16 protein-coding genes and 1 pseudogene are annotated in these 16,225 nt (G+C 67.5%); 1 reads left to right on the top strand and 16 read right to left on the bottom strand.

Annotated elements, in window-relative coordinates; translation table 11 throughout:
• Positions 1 to 51: 51 nt before the first annotated feature.
• The 9 genes and pseudogenes from ACFPME_RS15335 to ACFPME_RS15295 all read right to left on the bottom strand — a co-directional run.
• Positions 52 to 129 (bottom strand): annotated as a pseudogene (locus ACFPME_RS15335) (ESPR-type extended signal peptide-containing protein); the annotation flags it as partial.
• Positions 130 to 175: 46 nt separating this feature from the next.
• Entirely contained in the window at positions 176 to 988 is an 813-nt protein-coding gene (locus tag ACFPME_RS15330) for a sulfotransferase family protein (RefSeq protein WP_377306523.1), read from the bottom strand.
• 574 nt (positions 989 to 1,562) lie between these two features.
• Complete coding sequence (gene kynU, locus ACFPME_RS15325) at positions 1,563 to 2,837, bottom strand: kynureninase (protein WP_377306522.1); 1,275 nt, start codon at positions 2,835 to 2,837, stop codon at positions 1,563 to 1,565.
• Positions 2,838 to 2,903: 66 nt separating this feature from the next.
• Positions 2,904 to 3,428, bottom strand: coding sequence for a hypothetical protein (locus tag ACFPME_RS15320; protein ID WP_377306521.1), 525 nt, complete (start codon positions 3,426 to 3,428; stop codon positions 2,904 to 2,906).
• A complete protein-coding gene (locus tag ACFPME_RS15315; protein ID WP_377306520.1) occupies positions 3,425 to 4,459 on the bottom strand; it encodes an amidohydrolase family protein in 1,035 nt (344 codons plus the stop codon). The genes ACFPME_RS15320 and ACFPME_RS15315 overlap by 4 nt, the downstream gene beginning before the upstream one ends.
• A gap of 41 nt (positions 4,460 to 4,500) precedes the next feature.
• Entirely contained in the window at positions 4,501 to 6,600 is a 2,100-nt protein-coding gene (locus tag ACFPME_RS15310) for an FUSC family protein (protein ID WP_377306519.1), read from the bottom strand.
• Between the two features lie 93 nt (positions 6,601 to 6,693).
• Positions 6,694 to 7,074, bottom strand: coding sequence for a hypothetical protein (locus ACFPME_RS15305; RefSeq protein WP_377306518.1), 381 nt, complete (start codon positions 7,072 to 7,074; stop codon positions 6,694 to 6,696).
• On the bottom strand, positions 7,071 to 7,634 hold the full coding sequence (gene efpL / locus ACFPME_RS15300) for an elongation factor P-like protein EfpL (RefSeq protein WP_149364405.1): 564 nt from the start codon (positions 7,632 to 7,634) through the stop codon (positions 7,071 to 7,073). Before efpL ends, ACFPME_RS15305 begins: the two co-directional genes overlap by 4 nt.
• A 39-nt stretch (positions 7,635 to 7,673) precedes the next feature.
• Entirely contained in the window at positions 7,674 to 8,441 is a 768-nt protein-coding gene (locus ACFPME_RS15295; RefSeq protein ID WP_377306517.1) for an SDR family NAD(P)-dependent oxidoreductase, read from the bottom strand.
• 183 nt (positions 8,442 to 8,624) lie between these two features.
• Here ACFPME_RS15295 and ACFPME_RS15290 point away from each other — a divergent pair, with 183 nt between their 5' ends.
• Positions 8,625 to 9,044 carry an RcnB family protein gene (locus tag ACFPME_RS15290; RefSeq protein ID WP_377306516.1) on the top strand — a complete coding sequence of 140 codons (420 nt, stop codon included), beginning with the start codon at positions 8,625 to 8,627 and terminating at the stop codon, positions 9,042 to 9,044.
• A 48-nt stretch (positions 9,045 to 9,092) separates the two neighbouring features.
• Here the strand turns inward: ACFPME_RS15290 and ACFPME_RS15285 are convergent, their stop codons facing one another.
• The 7 genes from ACFPME_RS15285 to ACFPME_RS15255 all read right to left on the bottom strand — a co-directional run bounded on the left by ACFPME_RS15285 (position 9,093) and on the right by ACFPME_RS15255 (position 16,172).
• Positions 9,093 to 9,671 carry a GNAT family N-acetyltransferase gene (locus ACFPME_RS15285; RefSeq protein WP_377306515.1) on the bottom strand — a complete coding sequence of 193 codons (579 nt, stop codon included), beginning with the start codon at positions 9,669 to 9,671 and terminating at the stop codon, positions 9,093 to 9,095.
• A gap of 13 nt (positions 9,672 to 9,684) precedes the next feature.
• Positions 9,685 to 10,287 (bottom strand): YdeI/OmpD-associated family protein, encoded by a 603-nt coding sequence (locus tag ACFPME_RS15280; protein ID WP_377306514.1) that lies wholly within the window; start codon positions 10,285 to 10,287, stop codon positions 9,685 to 9,687.
• A gap of 8 nt (positions 10,288 to 10,295) precedes the next feature.
• Positions 10,296 to 10,784 (bottom strand): GNAT family N-acetyltransferase, encoded by a 489-nt coding sequence (locus ACFPME_RS15275; protein WP_377306513.1) that lies wholly within the window; start codon positions 10,782 to 10,784, stop codon positions 10,296 to 10,298.
• Complete coding sequence (locus tag ACFPME_RS15270) at positions 10,781 to 12,100, bottom strand: metal-dependent hydrolase family protein (RefSeq protein ID WP_377306512.1); 1,320 nt, start codon at positions 12,098 to 12,100, stop codon at positions 10,781 to 10,783. The genes ACFPME_RS15275 and ACFPME_RS15270 overlap by 4 nt, the downstream gene beginning before the upstream one ends.
• 41 nt (positions 12,101 to 12,141) lie before the next feature.
• The gene (locus tag ACFPME_RS15265) at positions 12,142 to 13,044 is read right to left on the bottom strand and encodes a hydroxymethylglutaryl-CoA lyase (RefSeq protein WP_377306511.1); all 903 of its coding nucleotides are present in this window, start codon (positions 13,042 to 13,044) and stop codon (positions 12,142 to 12,144) included.
• Between the two features lie 57 nt (positions 13,045 to 13,101).
• Positions 13,102 to 15,108, bottom strand: coding sequence for an acetyl/propionyl/methylcrotonyl-CoA carboxylase subunit alpha (locus tag ACFPME_RS15260; RefSeq protein ID WP_377306510.1), 2,007 nt, complete (start codon positions 15,106 to 15,108; stop codon positions 13,102 to 13,104).
• A 257-nt stretch (positions 15,109 to 15,365) separates the two neighbouring features.
• The gene (locus tag ACFPME_RS15255) at positions 15,366 to 16,172 is read right to left on the bottom strand and encodes an enoyl-CoA hydratase-related protein (RefSeq protein WP_377306509.1); all 807 of its coding nucleotides are present in this window, start codon (positions 16,170 to 16,172) and stop codon (positions 15,366 to 15,368) included.
• Positions 16,173 to 16,225: the final 53 nt, after the last annotated feature.

Genomic DNA, 16,225 nt, shown 5'->3' with positions numbered 1-16,225 from the left:
GCGCCTACGGCCGAACGGGCGTGCGTCAACGACACCGTGATTGCTTACCCCCGGCGAGTGCGACAGCTCGGAAGCGACCTGGACGACGCGCAGAGCGCGGTTCCAGACAAGGCGGTAGGTGCAATTCATGATGAGGTCCGGCGGATGGGCAAAGGCATAAAGTGGGCGAGCGTCTTCAGATCAGCCCGACCGCGGCGGGGTGGCGCACGGGATCGCGCCAAAAGGCGTCACCGGCAAAGCGTTGGAACAGATCCGGCGGCAGCAGGGTGGAGCGTTCGATCGGAGCGACTTTGGGGCGCACGTCGTGCAGCCCCGGCGTGCCAGCCTTGGCATCGAACGCGCGGGCGTCGTAGCTGACGCGCTGGAAATCGTGCTGGAAGACCGGCTCGCCGAGAAAGTCGTAAATCGCGGCGAGCGTTCTGTCCGGCTCGGCGGTGAGAGTTTCGTACTGCACCAGCAATAGCCTGTCGGCATGAGCGCCGTAGCAAGCCTCTTTCAATGCGTCATAGGCATAGCCAAGCAACCCATCAGCACCGGCGAGGGCGTTGGCGCGGGTGTAGATGGTCCCGCCCGGCGTGTAGTTGAAAATGGACGAGGGGCTGAAGGCGTTCTGCTGAATCAAGCGCTCGATGCTGTCGACGATCCACGGCACCTGGCGCACGCAGGCGATGACCCTGGTCGTCGGGAACAGCTGGCTGAGCGCCGGCAGGCGCGCGCACCAGGCGCGGTTGGTGTCGAAGATGACTTCGGCGGGACAATCGGCGTAGTAGTTGTCGAACATCCCGCGCAGCACGCGCTGGCGCTGGGTGTCGTCGATGAAGACACTAAACTCGCTGCGCCCACTCATTTCGCCGAGAAGCGCACCGAACATGCCGGCCAGCGGCCCGGACATGCCCGCGCGAAAGCGGGGGTTTTGGCTGAGAATGGCTGAAAGCAGAGTCGAGCCGGACCGCGGCAAGCCCGAAATAAAGTGAAACTGGCGTTCCATGTGTTCTCTGCGCTGTTTTTACGCGAAACCAATCCACGCCTTGCGGCGTCGATGCGACTGCTATCCGCGTTATTTGAAATAAGCACGAAAAACACCAGAGAACCCAGCAATGTTCATGCCGCATCGTCAAGACGCATATCGTGGTGCTCGCCGCAAATTCCTGGTGTGCAGGCTCGGTGACGCTACGTCACCTTGTGACGCCAAGCGCGCGCGATTGCAAAAAAGCGGTTCAGGACCCACGGCTGGCTCGACTGGCATTTGCGCGTTGGTGCAGCGGTCCGGTGGGGCACAGCACAGCGTCCGACGCCCGGACAGTCGATCGAGTGACATGAGAGGGCCTATGGCACCTAGAAATCAGGGTTGCCAACGAATGCGCGTGATGCCGGCCAGCGGGCTCCTGGAAAACGATGCGGCGCGGCAAAGAGAATATGGCCAACTTCTCGACCATTTCGGCATCGGACCTGACCACCCTCGTAAACGACCCACGAGACTGATTGGCCATCCCGAAAGCTGCCGTTCGCGACCGGCTCAAATAGGTCGATAGCGGACATAAGCAGTCAGGGTATCGAATCCGTCAGCCACGACCCCACTCCCGCACCGCCTCCGCAAACGCCAGGCAATCCGCAAACCGGTTGTACAGCGGCGCCGGCGAGATGCGGATCACGTCGGGTTCGCGCCAGTCGCCGATGACGCCGTTTGCCATCAGGTACTCGAACAAGGCGCGGCCGCGCTCGCGGCCGCCGGTCACGCGGATCGACAGCTGGGCGCCGCGGCGTTCGGGTTCGGTGGGGGTTACCACCTGCAACACGTCGGCCAACTGGGTCTGCACCAGCCATTCCAGATAGCCGGTGAGCTGCAGTGATTTTTCGCGCAGGCGATCCATGCCGGCGCGGCGGAAGATTTCCAGCGACACGCGCAGCGGGGCCAGCGCCAGGATCGGCGGGTTGGACAGTTGCCAGCCGTCGGCGCCGGGCGTGGGTTGGAACTCTGGACCCATCTGGAAGCGGGTGGTCTTGTCGTGGCCCCACCAGCCGGCGAAGCGCGGCAGCCTGGCTTGCGCGTGGCGCTCGTGCACGAATGCGCCGCCGACCGCGCCGGGGCCGCTGTTGAGGTATTTGTAGCTGCACCAGATCGCGAAGTCGGCGCCGCTGTCGTGCAGCTGCAGCGGCAGGTTGCCGACCGCGTGGGCGAGGTCGAAGCCGACCGTGCAACCGTGCCGGTGGCCGAGCTCGGTGATTGCCTTCAGGTCGAACGCCTGGCCGGTGCGGTACTGCACGCCGGGCAGCATCACCAGCGCGATCTGCTCGCCATGCTCGGCCAGCGCACGCTCGACCGCCTGCATCGAGGTGGTGCCGTTCGGTTCGTCGGCCTCCAGTTCGATCAGCGACAGCGCGGGGCTGAAGCCGTGGAAGCGGATCTGCGACTCCACCGCGTAGCGGTCGGTGGGGAAGGCGCCGGCTTCGATCAGGATGGCGTGGCGCTCGGGCGTGGGGCGGTAGAAGCTCACCATCATCAGGTGCAGGTTCACGCCCAGGGTGTTCATCGCTACCACTTCGCCGGGCCGGGCGCCGACCACGGCGGCGAGGTCGTCGCGCACGAACTCGTGGTAGTCCATCCAAGGCAGGCGGCCCTTGAAGTGGCCTTCCACACCCAGCTCGCCCCAGTAGTCCAGCTCCGCGTTGACCGCATCGCGCACCGCGCGCGGCTGCAGGCCGAGCGAGTTGCCGCAGAAGTACGTGCTGTCGCGGCCTTCGTGCGGCGGGATCAGGAACTCGCCGCGGAATGCGTGCAGCGGATCGGCGGCGTCCCGGGCACGGGCCCAGTCGGTGGTGGCCTGGTAGTCGGGCATCGGGTGTCCTGGGCTTCGCTTTCGTGGGGCGGCTGAAGCCGCTGCCACGGGTGGGATGAGGGAGCGCTACTTCAGTTGCGCAGCGATCGCGTCGCAGCCTTTGTCGAATTCGGCCTTCCACGCGGCACCGGCCTGGGTCTGGCTGGGGCGCACGCAGCGGAGCTGGATCGCGTGGCCGTTCTTGAACCAGTAGTGCTCGGTGTAGCTGAAACCGGTGGCGTTTTCCTGCGCGGTGTAGACGTTGCTGTTCGGTGCCGGCGGCACCTCGGCGGCCTTGTAGCCGGGCAGCGCCATGGCTTTCGCGGTGGCTTCGCTGCGGTACTGGTTGAAGCCGTTGACGTCGTCCACCCGCTTCACGGTGACGGTGACGCGGGCGAGGCTGTTCTTGCCGGTGGGCGAGGGGTCGGGCACCTGGAACACGCGGGCTTCGGGGTCGCCCTGGGTTTCCATGATGCCGAGCCAGTTGTCCGGCGTGCTGAAGCTGACGCTGCCGTCGGCCATGCTGACCTCGGTGGCGTGGACGCTGCCGGCCAGCAGCAGGGTGATGGCCAGGACGATGACGGGCGAGGTGGCGCTGCGCAGGAAACTCATGCTGATTCCTTGGAGACGGAGTCGGGGACGAAGCGGTGGCGGGGCAGGCCCAGCCATTCCAGTGCGGTGCCGTGGAACAGACGGGCCCGATCGATGTCGTTCAGGCCCAGCGCCTCGATGCCGCTGCCCGGTTCCTGTTCGCCCAGCGGGAAAGGATAGTCGGTGCCGAGCATCACCTGCTCGACGCCCGTCACATCCAGCAGATAGCGCAGGGCCTGGTCGTCGTGCACGCAGGAGTCGAAATAGAAACGCTTGAGATACTCGCGCGGGTTGCGCGGGTTGTCGGTGGCGACCAGGTCCGGACGCATCTTGAATCCATGCTCGATGCGGCCGATGGTCGAGGGGAAACTGCCGCCGCCGTGAGCGAGCATCACGCGCAATTTCGGTAGCCGCTCCATCACCCCGCCGAAGACCAGGCAGCAGGCGGCGCGCGACTGTTCGGCGGGCATGCCGACCAGCCACGGCATCCAGTACTTCGGCATGCTGGCCATGCCCATCATGTCCCACGGGTGCACCAGCACCGCGGCACCGAGATCGGCGGCGGCCTCGAAGAACGGGAACAGCTCCGGCGCATCCAGGTTCCAGTCGCCGCAGTGCGAGCCGATCTGCACGCCCTGCAGGCCCAGTTCGTCGATGCAGCGCTCCAGCTCGCGCACGGCCAGCTGCGGCGCCTGCAGCGGCACCGTGCCGATGCCGGCGTAGTGGCGCGGATAGTCGCGGCAGAGGCCGGCCATGTGCTCGTTCAGATGGCGATGCAGCTCCAGCGCCTGGTGTCCCGGCGCCCAGTACGAGAACAGCACCGGCACGGTGGAGATCACCTGCACGTCGACGCCGAAGCGGGCGTAGTCGTCGATGCGAGTCTGCGGGTCGAACGCCGAATCCCACACCTCGCGGAAAAACCGGCTGTCCTTGTAGATGCGGTGGCGGCCGTCGGTATGCGTCATCACCGGGAAGCGGTCGTCGCCGTACTTGGCCGCCAGGTTCGGCCAGTCGCGGGGCAGGATGTGCGCGTGGGTATCGATCTTGAGCATTCGTGGAGTGTAAAACCTCCGCGCCGCGGCGTCGCGCGGGTTTACGGCCCGGGCCGGGCCGCGATGGCGGCGACCCCGGGCTGGCTGCGCTTCATCGCATAGGCCAGCGCCTGGATGTTGTCGACCAGGCGGTCGCTGATCCGCGCCAGCAACTCGCTGGCGGCGCGATCGGGGGCGTCCTGGGTCACGGCGACGAGCGCACGCTGCAGGTTGCGCAGGTCGGGCGAAGCGTCGATCGGGCGCTGTTCGCGCAGGGCGGCGGCGATGTTCTGCAGGGCGTCCGCCGCGTGTTCGGCGAAGCGGCGGATGTCGGCTTGCGCGGGCAGGGCGGCGACATCGTCGATCACCGCTTCCAGGGTCATCGCGGTGCGTGCCAGCCGGTTGCCGTTGGCGAACAACGCCCGTGCCAGCGCCAGCAGTTCGGGCGGAGTGGCCGGCTCGGTGCGCATGCGGTCGATCGAGGCCTGCGCGTTGATGCGCGCGGTGCGCGCGGCAGTGCGCGCGTCGCGATGGGCGCCGCGCTGGTCGGGCAGCGCCAGTGCGCGCAGGTAACTGGCATAAGCATCCAGCATCACCGCCAGCGCGGCACGCGCGCGGCCCCGTTCCCAGGTGGGCCATGCCACGTAGGCGAGCAGCGCCATGCCGCAGCCGAGCGCGGTGTTGATCACCCGGTCCGACACCGCCGCTCCCGGACTGACGCCCTCGAACGAAAGCAGGATCACCACGGTGCCGGTCAGCGCCGCCACGGCGATGCCGTAGTGCGCGGTGGCCAGATAGCGAAACGCCATGCACAGCACGGCCATCAATGCCAGATGCGCCCAGGGTTCGTCCGGCGTGATGTACAGCAGCACGGTGGTGAGAATCAGGCCGAGCACGGTGCCGAGCACGCGCAACAGGCCGAAGTTGAAGGTGGCGGCGAAATCCGGCCGCAGCACGATCGCCGCTGTCATCGGCAGCCAGTAGCCATGCGGCAACTGCAGCTGGCGCGAGATCCACAGCGCGGCGCTGAGGCAGACTGCCATGCGCACGGCATGACGGAACGCCACCGATCGCGGGGTGAGGCTGGCGCGCAGGGTGGGCCAGATCGAACTGCTGCGCAGGCTCTTGGGCAGCTGGGTTTCCGCCGCGCTGGCACGCAGTTCGCCGCGGCTGCCCGCCCAGTCGGCGTTGCGCACCGCCGCAGCCAGCTGGCCGGACAAGGCATGGATATGCGCGGGCAATCCGCCGCTGTCGGCAGTTCCGCCAAACAAGGCGCGCTCGCTGGCGCGCAGGGTCTGCAGCGCGTGTCCCGCCTGCTCGGGAGACTCGCCCTGCTCCAGCGCCTCGGCAATTGCGGCGAGCACGCGCGCGGCATCATCGCGGAACAGGGCGTGGGTGGTCGTATCGGCGTGCAGCTCGCCCATCGCGGTGAGCTCCAGCCGGATCCGTTCGGCCAGCTCCAGCAGGACGCTGAATGCCTCCATGGCGCGGCCATGGGCGCGATGCCGTCCCAGCAAGGTCTGCTGCAGCGTGGTCATCGCCTCGGTCAGTGCAGGCACCTCGGCGTCGTCGTGCGTCGGCTGCCGGGCCAGCACGGCCAGCCCGGCGTACACGTTGGCCAGCGCCTGGCGCTCGGGCCAGTAGCGCTGCAGCGGCCATGCCGCCAGCGAGAACGCGGCAAGCAGCAAGCCACCGGCGAAGATCAGCGCGGCGCTGCCAAGGGCGGCGCCCAACGTGGTGGGCGTGGACGCCGTGATCACCAGCAGGATCATGCTGGTCATGCCCACCCGCGCGGTGTCGGTGCCGAATACCACCAGCAAGCCGCCGAAGAATCCGCACGCCGCGGTGGCGAGCAGGATCGGCAACAGCTCACCGCCGATCAGGAAGCCCACCAGCGCGGCAAGACCGGCGGCCAGCGACGCCAGCACCAGCTGCCGCAACCGCTGACGATAGGGCCCGGGCTGATCGGAGAACATCGTGTCCAGCGCACCAGCGGCCACGCCCAGCCCGATCTGCGGATGACCCATGGCCATGCCGATGCCCAGTGGCAGCACCACCGCCGCGGTATTGCGCACGACCACCCGCAACGGCACATCCGGCCGCTTGATGACGGTCAGGCTCTCGATCGCGTGGGCGCGTAGCGAGTAGTCGCTGGATGGCATGGGTATGTCGTTGGCTCGCTGGTGAGCGTTGATTCTGCCCTATGCCGGCGCAGACCGCTGCGATGGATGCCGCGCCGCGCAGGCGATGCCTGCTCAGTCGCTGGTGCCATCGTCTTTCGGCATGCCCTCGTCATCGAAGGCTGCCAGTCGAGCAGTGACACGAGCATCAGCGCGATAGCGCTGGCGCAGCGTCCGCAGGTCGGCCGGCAGCGAGTTGCAACGCAACTTGTCCATCGCACGATTGACCTCGGCGTCGCGCGGCGAACCGTCACCGCCGAACTCCCCCGCGAAGTGCTGGCAGTTCCCGCTGCGCTCGATGAACTGCGCTATGGCCCGGGGCCAGTTGCCGTCGGCAGGATGCGCGGGCGTGTGTGCGAACGCCGCCAGCGTGGCAAGTGCCGCCAGCGGCAGTCCAAGCGGATACCTCGGCCAGCGACCGAGTCGGCGAGCAGCTTCGTGCGCGGGACGACTCACGCGCGACCGGCGAACTCGCCCGTGAGCGTGTTCACCCATACCTTTTCGTCGTTGCTGATGTACTCGGGCACCTGCACTTCGATGCCAGTGTTCAGCTTGGCCGGCTTGTTGCGCTTGGTGGCGCTGGAGCCTTTCATTTCCGGCGCGGTGTCGACGACGGTGAGGACGACGCTGGTCGGCACCTGCAGGCCGACCGGCGCATCGTCGATCAGCTGCACGTAGTAGCCCTCGATGCCCTCCACGATGTAGCCGGCGTTGTCGCCGACCAGTTCGGGCGAGAGCGGGTACTGGGTGTAATCCTCGGCATCCATGAACACGAACGCGCCATCGTCCATGTACGAGAAATTCGCCGCGCGACGGACCAGGTCCATCTCGCGCAACTCATCGTCGGCGCGCAGGCTGAGGTCGAACTTGCGCCCGCCGGGGATCGAATACAGGGTGAAGCGGAACGTGACGTTGCCGCCACGCGCGCTGGGCGAGCTGCGCTCGATGTCGCGCACCTGGTAGACGGTGCCGTCGTGTTCGACCACGTTGCCTTTCTTGACGTCGGAAGCTTTCATGCGATGGATTCGTATGGAGTGAGGTGGGAAGCGGAGAGATTACTTCGGCTGCAATCGGACGGCGCCATCCAGCCGGATCGTCTCGCCGTTGATATAGCGGTTGCCCAGGATGAAGGCGACCGTGCTGGCGTACTCGCCGGGCTGTCCCAGCCGCGAAGGGAACGGGATCGAGGCGCCCAGCGACTGCTGCACGGCTTCGGGCATGCTGTCGACCATCGGTGTCCAGAAGATGCCAGGCGCGATCGTCGCCACGCGGATGCCGAAGCGCGCCAGCTCGCGCGCCATCGGCAAGGTCATGCCGACCACGCCGCCCTTGGACGCCGAGTACGCGGCCTGGCCGATCTGGCCTTCGTAGGCGGCGACGGAAGCGGTGTTGATGATCACGCCGCGCTCGCCGTCCTCGCCCGCCTCATTGTTCTGCATCAGTGCGGCCGCGGCCTTGGCCACGTTGAAGCTGCCGACAAGGTTCACCATCACGGTGCCGGCGAAGTTGGCCAGCGGCATCGGGCCTTCCTTGCCCAGCACGCGGCCTGCGCCGAGGATGCCGGCGCAGTTGATCAACACGTTGAGGCCACCCATCGCGTGATGCGCGGCAGCCACGTTGGTGGCCACGCCTTCCTCGGAAGTGACGTCGGTGCGGAAGAAACGGGCGGCATTGCCCAGTTCCTTCGCGGCGGCGTGGCCCTTGTCTTCGTTGACGTCGAACAGCGCGACCTGGCCGCCGTGGGCGACGAAGTGCTGCGCCACCGCGTGGCCGAGTCCGGACGCGCCGCCGGTGATGATTGCCTTGACTTGGTCGAGGTGCATGGGAATCCTTGATGCCGATGTCGAAAAACCGCCATGGTAGCTGACCGCCGCATGCGGCTGCAGGCTGAACGCGAAACCTGTCATGGCAGCGGATTCATGTGGCATTGGGGTAATTCCGGCCATGTTGGCGTCGACCGCCGGATTCATCCGGTGACTTTCCATCCAGTGCAAAGGGAGCAACGCATGAACAAGCTATTGAGTCTGTCCGCCGCGTGTGGTGTAGCGTTGATGTTGGCAAGCGGCTCCGCGCTGGCACAGGATCACGGCCGTGGTCACGGCCACGGCCACGACAATGGCCGACATGGGCACAACGATGGCGATCGCGGCCATGGGCACGATCGCGACCGGTATGTGCGAGACGATGATGATCGAGACCATGGCCGTTACGGCAGCTGGCACGATCGCGGCCGCCATGAGGGCTGGTACCACCGCGGTGGTTACCTGCCGGTGGAATACCGCACCCGTTACGTGGTGACCGACTGGCGCCGCGACCGCCTGCGCGAACCGCCACGCGGCTATCACTGGGTGCGCAGCGACAACGGCGATTTCCTGCTGGTGGCGATCACCACCGGCGTGATCGTCGACCTGCTGCTCAACCAGTAAGTCGCCTTGTCGACTTGACGGCGCGTCCGCACCGCGGGCGCGCCGTTTTCATGCGCACGCGGTTCGGCCGAGAAGGTTGCGCAGCGCCGCGGTATCGGCGAGCGTCGGAAACGGCTTCACCGCCGATGGAGGCGTCGCGGCTGGCTGCAATTCCTTCTGCCAGACACTCACGTCCCACCATTGGCGCAGCTTGTAGCCGCACTGGCGCCATACGCCGGCGGAAGTGAAGCCCATCGCTTCGTGCATTGCCACGCTGGCGGTGCCGGGCAGGGTGATCACGCCGACCGCCTGGGTGATGCCCTGCAGCCGCATCACGTCCAGCAGCACGCCATAGAGCCGGCGCGCGATGCCGCGGCGCTGCGCGTCGTGGCGCACGTAGATCGAGGTTTCGGCGATCCAGTCGTAGGCGGCGCGCTCGCGGAAGCGCCCGGCATAGGCGTACGCCAGCACTTCACCGGCGCCCTCCCACACCAGCCACGGGTAGTGCTGCAGGCGTGCGCGGATGCGCTCGCGCATCGCATCCACGCCCGGCAGTTCGGTTTCGAAGGTGGCCACGCCATCGGTGACCGAAGGCGCGTAGATCGCGTGGATGGCGGCGGCATCTTCGTCGCGGGCGATGCGGATCATTGTTGGGTGGCCTTCAACACTTCTCGTATTTCCAGTTGCGCCGCTTGCCTTCGGCCAGCCACTCCAGGGTGGTGGCGAGGCGCTTCTGGCGGGTGGCGTCGGTTTTTGCCTCGGCGATCCACTCGACGTATTCCCGTTGTGCCCCGGGCGGGAAGCTGTCCCAGGCCTTGCGCGCGGCGACGTGCTGTCGCTTCGCGAGCAGGGCGGACAGCTCGTCCGGCAGCGTCGGCGCGGGTTTCGCGGCGGCCTTCGGGCGCGCCCTCTTTACGCCGGACTCGTTCAGCGCCATCGCCTTGCCGAGGTACGCGATGAGCTGCTTCCTCGGTGGCAGGTCCTTCAGCGAGGCGAGCTTGCCGAACTGGCCCATGCCGTCCTCGTCGTTGCCGCCGGTGACTTCCTTCGACAGCCAGAAGCCGAAGCCGCAGTGCTGCTTGAACGACGCCATCATGCACATCGGCGCGCCCTTGTAGCTGAAGAACGGCATGCTCCACTTCAGGCCTTCTTCGACCTCGGGGCAGGCGGCGTGCACGAGGGCGCGCAGATGTTCCAGGATCGGCCGGGCGAAATCGGCGGATCTCTCGATGTAGGCGTCGATGCGGGGATCGTGGTTCGTCATACCTCACCTCACAGGTCACGGATGAAATAGCGATCGCAGCCGTGGTGGCCGGTGCCGCCCATCGCGTTGCACAGGGCCGTGAAACCGCTGCGCTTGTACAGCGTCTGGGCGGCGTCCATGCCGGTCAGCGTTTCCAGGTAACAGCGTTGGAAGCCGTGCGCGCGGGCAGCGTCGAGGCAACGCTGCATCATCGCCGTGCCCGCACCGATGCCGCGGGCGGTGGGCAGGAAGTACATCTTGCGCAACTCGCAGACGTCGGCTTCGCCGCCTTCGAGTGGCGCCACGCCGCCGCCGCCGATCACCGTGCCGTCCCGCTCGACCACGAAATAGCTGCAACGCGGTTGCGCGTAGGCCTGGTACATGGTGTCGACCTCGGTGTCGTGGATCGCGAAGCCGGGACCGTCGGCACCGAACTCGGGCATCACGCTGCGGATGATCGCAGCCATGGCCGCATTGTCGGATGGTTCGATCGGGCGGATCAGGAAGGTGCTGGTCATGGGGTCATGTCGGGGCTGCGATAGGTGATGCCGTCCTTCATCACGAAGACCGGTTTCTTGAGGGCGTCGATCTGCGTGCTGGGGTCGCCGCCGAACGCGGCGAGGTCGGCCGCCAGGCCAGGCGCGATGCGGCCGAAGCGCTGCGACTGGCGCAGTATCTTCGCTGCCACGTCGGTGGCCGCGTGCAGCGCCTGCGCTGGAGTCATGCCGTCGCGCACCATCGCCGCAGGCTCGCGCCAGTTGGTGCCATGCGCGAACACGCCGACGTCACTGCCGTTGCCGATGATGACGCCCACTTTCAGCGCGGAGCGGAACGCGCGCTCGGCTTCCTTCATGGCCGGCGTCGGTTCGGACTTGCCCGGCACGTAGTGCTGGAAATATTCCGAGGTGGCATCGACCGCGGTGAGGGTGGGCTCGTAGGCGGTGCCGTGCTGCTTCAGCAGTCTGAAGGTCGCCTCGCTGGCGCCGTAGCCGTGTTCCACGCTGTCCACGCCGGCCTCCACCGCCATGCGCACGCCGGCGTTGCTGGCCGCGTGCACGGCCACCGGGCGACCGATCTGGTGCGCGGTGTCGACCAACGCCTTCAGTTCCGCGGACGTGAAGGTGGGTGCGGTACTGCCGTCGGGACCGACGCGGTAGTCGCCGTAGATCTTGATCCAGTCCGCGCCGCGCGCGGCCTGCTCGCGCACCGCGGCCATGGCCTGGTCGACGCCGCTGACCTCCTGCGCGCCGCCGTGCAGTTCGATATCCGGACGGAAGCCGCGCGGGCCGGGGCCGTAGCTGGCGGTGGCGACGATCGCGCGGGTGGCCACGAACAGTCGCGGGCCGGGAATCAGCCCTTCATCGATTGCGCGCTTGATGGAAACGTCGGCGAAACCGGCGCCCTCGGTGCCGAGGTCGCGCAAGGTGGTGAAGCCGGCCAGCAAGGTGGCCTTCGCGTGGGCGGCGGCTTCCAGCGTGCGGTAGTCCTGCGGCTCGGCGAGCACCTGGTCGTTCCACAACATCTCGTTGTACGGATGCAGGAACAGGTGCGAGTGCAGGTCGATCAGGCCGGGGGTGAGCGTGGCGCCGGGCAGTTCGACGCGATGCGCGCCGGCCGGTGCGTGGATCGAGTCGGCCGGACCCACGGCGGCGATCGCGCCGTCGTGCACCAGCACCGCCCAGCCGCTGTGCGCGGCATCGCCGTCGCCGGTCCACACGCGCTCGGGCAGCAGCAGCCGGTCGCCTTGCGGCGTGGTCGCGGCAGCGGGCAGGGTACACAGCAGGAACAGCAGGATCGCCGCCGTCTGCCACCAGGTCTTCAGGCTTGCGCGCATCGCTTCGTCCGGTCAGCCGAAGCGCTGATGATAGCGAGCTTTCAGACGGCGGCGGTGCGCGCCCGGGTGACCCGGCTGGCGGTTTCCTTGTGCAGTTGTGCGGCCAGCCAGGCGCCGGCGGCGACCAGCAGGTCGAGGTCGATGCCGGTGTCCATGCCCATGCCGTGCAACATGTAGACCACATCCTCGCTGGCCACGTTGCCGGTGGCGCCCTTCGCGTACGGGCAACCGCCGGTGCCGGATACGGCGCTGTCGACCACGCGCACGCCTTCCTCCAGGCAGGCCAGGATGTTAGCCAGCGCCTGGCCGTAGGTGTCGTGGAAGTGCACGGCCAGCGCCGTCATCGGCACGTCCTGCGCCACTGCGTGCAGCATCGCGCGCGCCTTCGCCGGCGTGCCCACGCCGATGGTGTCGCCCAGCGAGATCTCGTGGCAGCCCAGCTCGTGCATCCGGCGCGCCACGCGTACCACGTCGCTGACCGGCACCTCGCCCTGGTACGGGCAGCCAAGCACGGTGGAGACATAGCCGCGCACCCGCACGCCGTCGGTCCGGGCCTGTTCCATCACCGGGATGAAGCGCTCGATCGACTCGTCGATCGAGGCGTTGATGTTCTTGCGGTTGAACGCTTCCGACGCGGCGGTGAACACCGCGATGTCGGTGGCGCCGACCTCGCGCGCGCGCTGGTAACCCTGCAGGTTCGGCACCAGCACCGGGTAGCTCACGCCCGGTACCTTGCGGATGCCGCGGAACACCTCGGCCGCGTCGGCCAGTTGCGGCACCCACTTCGGGCTGACGAAGCTGGTCGCCTCGATGGTCTGCAGGCCGGTCGAAGACAGCCGGTCGATCAGTGCGATCTTCACCTCGGCCGGCAGCAGGGTCTTCTCGTTCTGCAGGCCATCGCGGGCGCCGACTTCGACGATGCGGACGTGGCTGGAAGCGTTCATGCGTGACTCCAGGGAAGTATCGTCTACCAGCTTTCGCTGGAATGACGTCAATAGAAATCAGGCGTCGGCGAAACGCACCAGTACCGCGTCTGCCTCGACGAATTCGCCCTGCGTGGTGCTTACGCTTTCGATGGTGCCGGCGCGTGGCGCCTTCAAGGCCAGTTCCATCTTCATCGCCTCCATCACCAGCAGTTCCTGGCCCTGTTCGACCACATCGCCGGCCTGCGCCTTCACCAGCACGATGCGGCCGGGCATCGGCGCGATGACCTGGTTGCCGCCGGCGGCGTCCTTCGCCTCCCAGGCGAACGCGGCGGCGCGGCTGAAGCTGTAGCGCTGGCCGCTGGCGTCGTGCAGCAGCACGCGCGCCGCGTCGGCACGCAGCGGCACGCGCTGCGATTCGCCGTCGAAGCGGGCGCTCAAGTGGTCGCCCAGCAGCCGCGCGCCGCGCACCTCGCAGATCGCGTCGCCGTGGCGCAGTTGATAGTTGCCGGCGTGGCCATGCGCGTCGACGTCGTACCGCCGCTCGCGGGTGGTCAGTGCCACGATGCGTTTGCCGGCGTGTCCGATGCGCCACGCATCGGCGCATGCCCAGGGGGAATGCGGATCGGGCGAACGCGGATCCGCCGCGCCGCCGCTGACGCCCGTCTCGTCGTGGAGCAGCGCGGCCGTGGCGGCAGCGAACAGCACGGCGTCGGCCGGCGTCACCTCGCCGACCAGGAATTCGTCCAGGTGGCGATCCAGATAGCCGGTGTCGATGCGACCCTCGACCACCGCCGGGTGCCGCACCAGCCGTTCGAGAAAACCGATATTCGATTTCGGCCCGATGATCTCGCACACGGCCAGCGCCTCGCGCAGCCGCTGCAGGGCTTGCGCGCGGGTGGCGTCGAACACGATCAGCTTGGCGATCATCGGGTCGTAGAAGATGGTTACCGTGTCGCCTTCGACCACGCCACCGTCGAGGCGCACATGCGGCGACGGGGCGGGCAGGCGCAGCGCCTGCAGCTCTCCGGAGGCGGGCAGGAAGTTCTGGTCGGGGTCCTCCGCGTACAGGCGCACTTCGATCGCGTGACCGTCCGCGTGGACTTCATCCTGCCGCAGGGGCAACGGTTCGCCCGCGGCGACACGCAGCTGCCATTCGACCAGGTCCAGGCCCAGCGTCAGTTCGGTCACCGGGTGTTCGACCTGCAGGCGCGTGTTCATCTCCATGAAGAAGAACTCGCCGCTCTGCGCCACGATGAATTCCACCGTGCCGGCGCCGACGTAATTCACGGCCTGCGCGGCAGCCACGGCAGCGGCTCCCATCGCGGCACGGCGAGCCTGGTCAAGGAACGGTGAGGGGGTTTCTTCCAGCACCTTCTGGTAGCGGCGTTGCGCCGAGCATTCGCGCTCGTTGAGATGGATCACCTGGCCGAGGGTGTCGCCGAATACCTGGAACTCGATATGCCGGGGGTGTTCGACGTAGCGTTCGAGAATGACCCGGGCATCGCCGAAGGAACTGGTCGCTTCGCGTTGTGCCGAAGCGAGCGCATCGACGAATTCGCTTGCGTTGCGCACGATGCGCATGCCTTTGCCGCCACCACCGGCGGCGGCCTTGATCATCAGCGGATAGCCGGTCATCGCTGCCTGTTCGGCAAGGAAGGCGGTGTCCTGGTTCTCGCCGTGATAGCCGGGCACCAGCGGCACGTCATGCTGCGCCATCAGCGCCTTGGCAGCCGCCTTGGAGCCCATCGCGTCGATGCTCTCCGGTCGCGGGCCGATGAACGCGATGCCGGCGTCCATGCAGGCGCGCGCAAAGCCGGTGTTCTCGGAGAGGAATCCGTAGCCGGGGTGGATCGCCTGCGCGCCGGTTCTCCTAGCGGCATCGAGAATGACATCGCCGCGCAGGTACGAGTCGGCCGGACGCGGCCCGCCGATCGGCCATGCCTCGTCGGCGAGCCGCACGTGCTGCGCATCCTTGTCCGCCTCCGAATACACCGCGATGGTGTGGATGCCGAGGCGGCGGCAGGTGCGGATCACGCGGCAGGCGATCTCGCCGCGGTTGGCTATCAGTACGCGTTCGAACATGCAGAATCCTTGAAGCCGTTCGTATCGATGCAAAGCCATTCAAACTAGCAGATTGCCGGGTCGTCGCCGATGCGCGGCGCAGCATCAGGGCTTGGTCGTCGTCCCGGCAAGCGGGTGATCGGGGCCTGTCGCCGGAGCCCACGGAATTTTCACGGCTGCCCCCGCATCGAGCAGGCCGTAGTCGACGACGAGGTACTTGCCCCGGATCCGGGCAGCCGCGGATGTACCATGCCTCGCAGCTGCCGACGGCGTCATGCTCAGGCCTCTTGCTGGGCGCCACCCACCCACGCCGGCGCACGCTTGTCGAGGAAGGCGCCGAGGCCGTGCTGGCCTTCCGGCGAGACGCGCAGGCGGGCGATCAGTTCGGCGTTGGCGATGTCGATGCGCTCGGCCTGCGCCGGGTCGCTGCCGCCGATGCGCAGCGCAAGCTGTTTCGCTTCGCGCTGGGCCAGCGGGCCGGCCTTGGCCAGCAGGTAGAGCTGGCGTTCGACCGCTTCGTCGAGTTCATTGCCGGCCACGGCGGCATGCAGCAGGCCGATGCGTGCCGCCGTGGCGGCATCGAACACTTCGCCGGTAACGAACAGCCGGCGCGCCTCGCGCAGCCCGATCGCGGCGATCACATAGGGCGAGATCACCGCCGGCACCAGACCCAGCTTCACTTCCGACAGCGCGAACTTGGCGGTGTCGACGCCGACCGCGATGTCGCAGCAGGCGACCAGTCCCACGCCGCCACCGTAGGCGGCGCCGTTGACGCGCGCGATGGTCGGCTTGGACAGGAACTGCAGGTTGCGCATCAGCCGGGCAAGGCGCAGCGAATCCTCCCGATTTTCCTGCTCGCTGGCGCCGGCCATGCCGCGCATCCAGTTGAGGTCGGCGCCGGCGGAGAAGCAACTGCCGTTGCCGGTCAGCACCACGGCCCGTACGGCCGGATCGGCGTCAGCCTGCGCCAGTGCCTGGGTGAGTGCGGCGATCAGGGCATCGTCGAAAGCGTTGTGGATTTGCGGACGGTTCAGGGTGAGCCAGGCGACTGCGCCGCGGCGTTCGCTGAGGATGGAATCGGTCATCGGTCGTCCCCGCAAATACCCCCATGATAAACGCAGCCCATCGCAGTGACGTG

Source organism: Rhodanobacter umsongensis, assembly GCF_042654965.1.
Taxonomy (GTDB): Bacteria; Pseudomonadota; Gammaproteobacteria; order Xanthomonadales; family Rhodanobacteraceae; genus Rhodanobacter; species Rhodanobacter umsongensis.
This window is presented reverse-complemented; position numbering and strand designations above follow the sequence as displayed.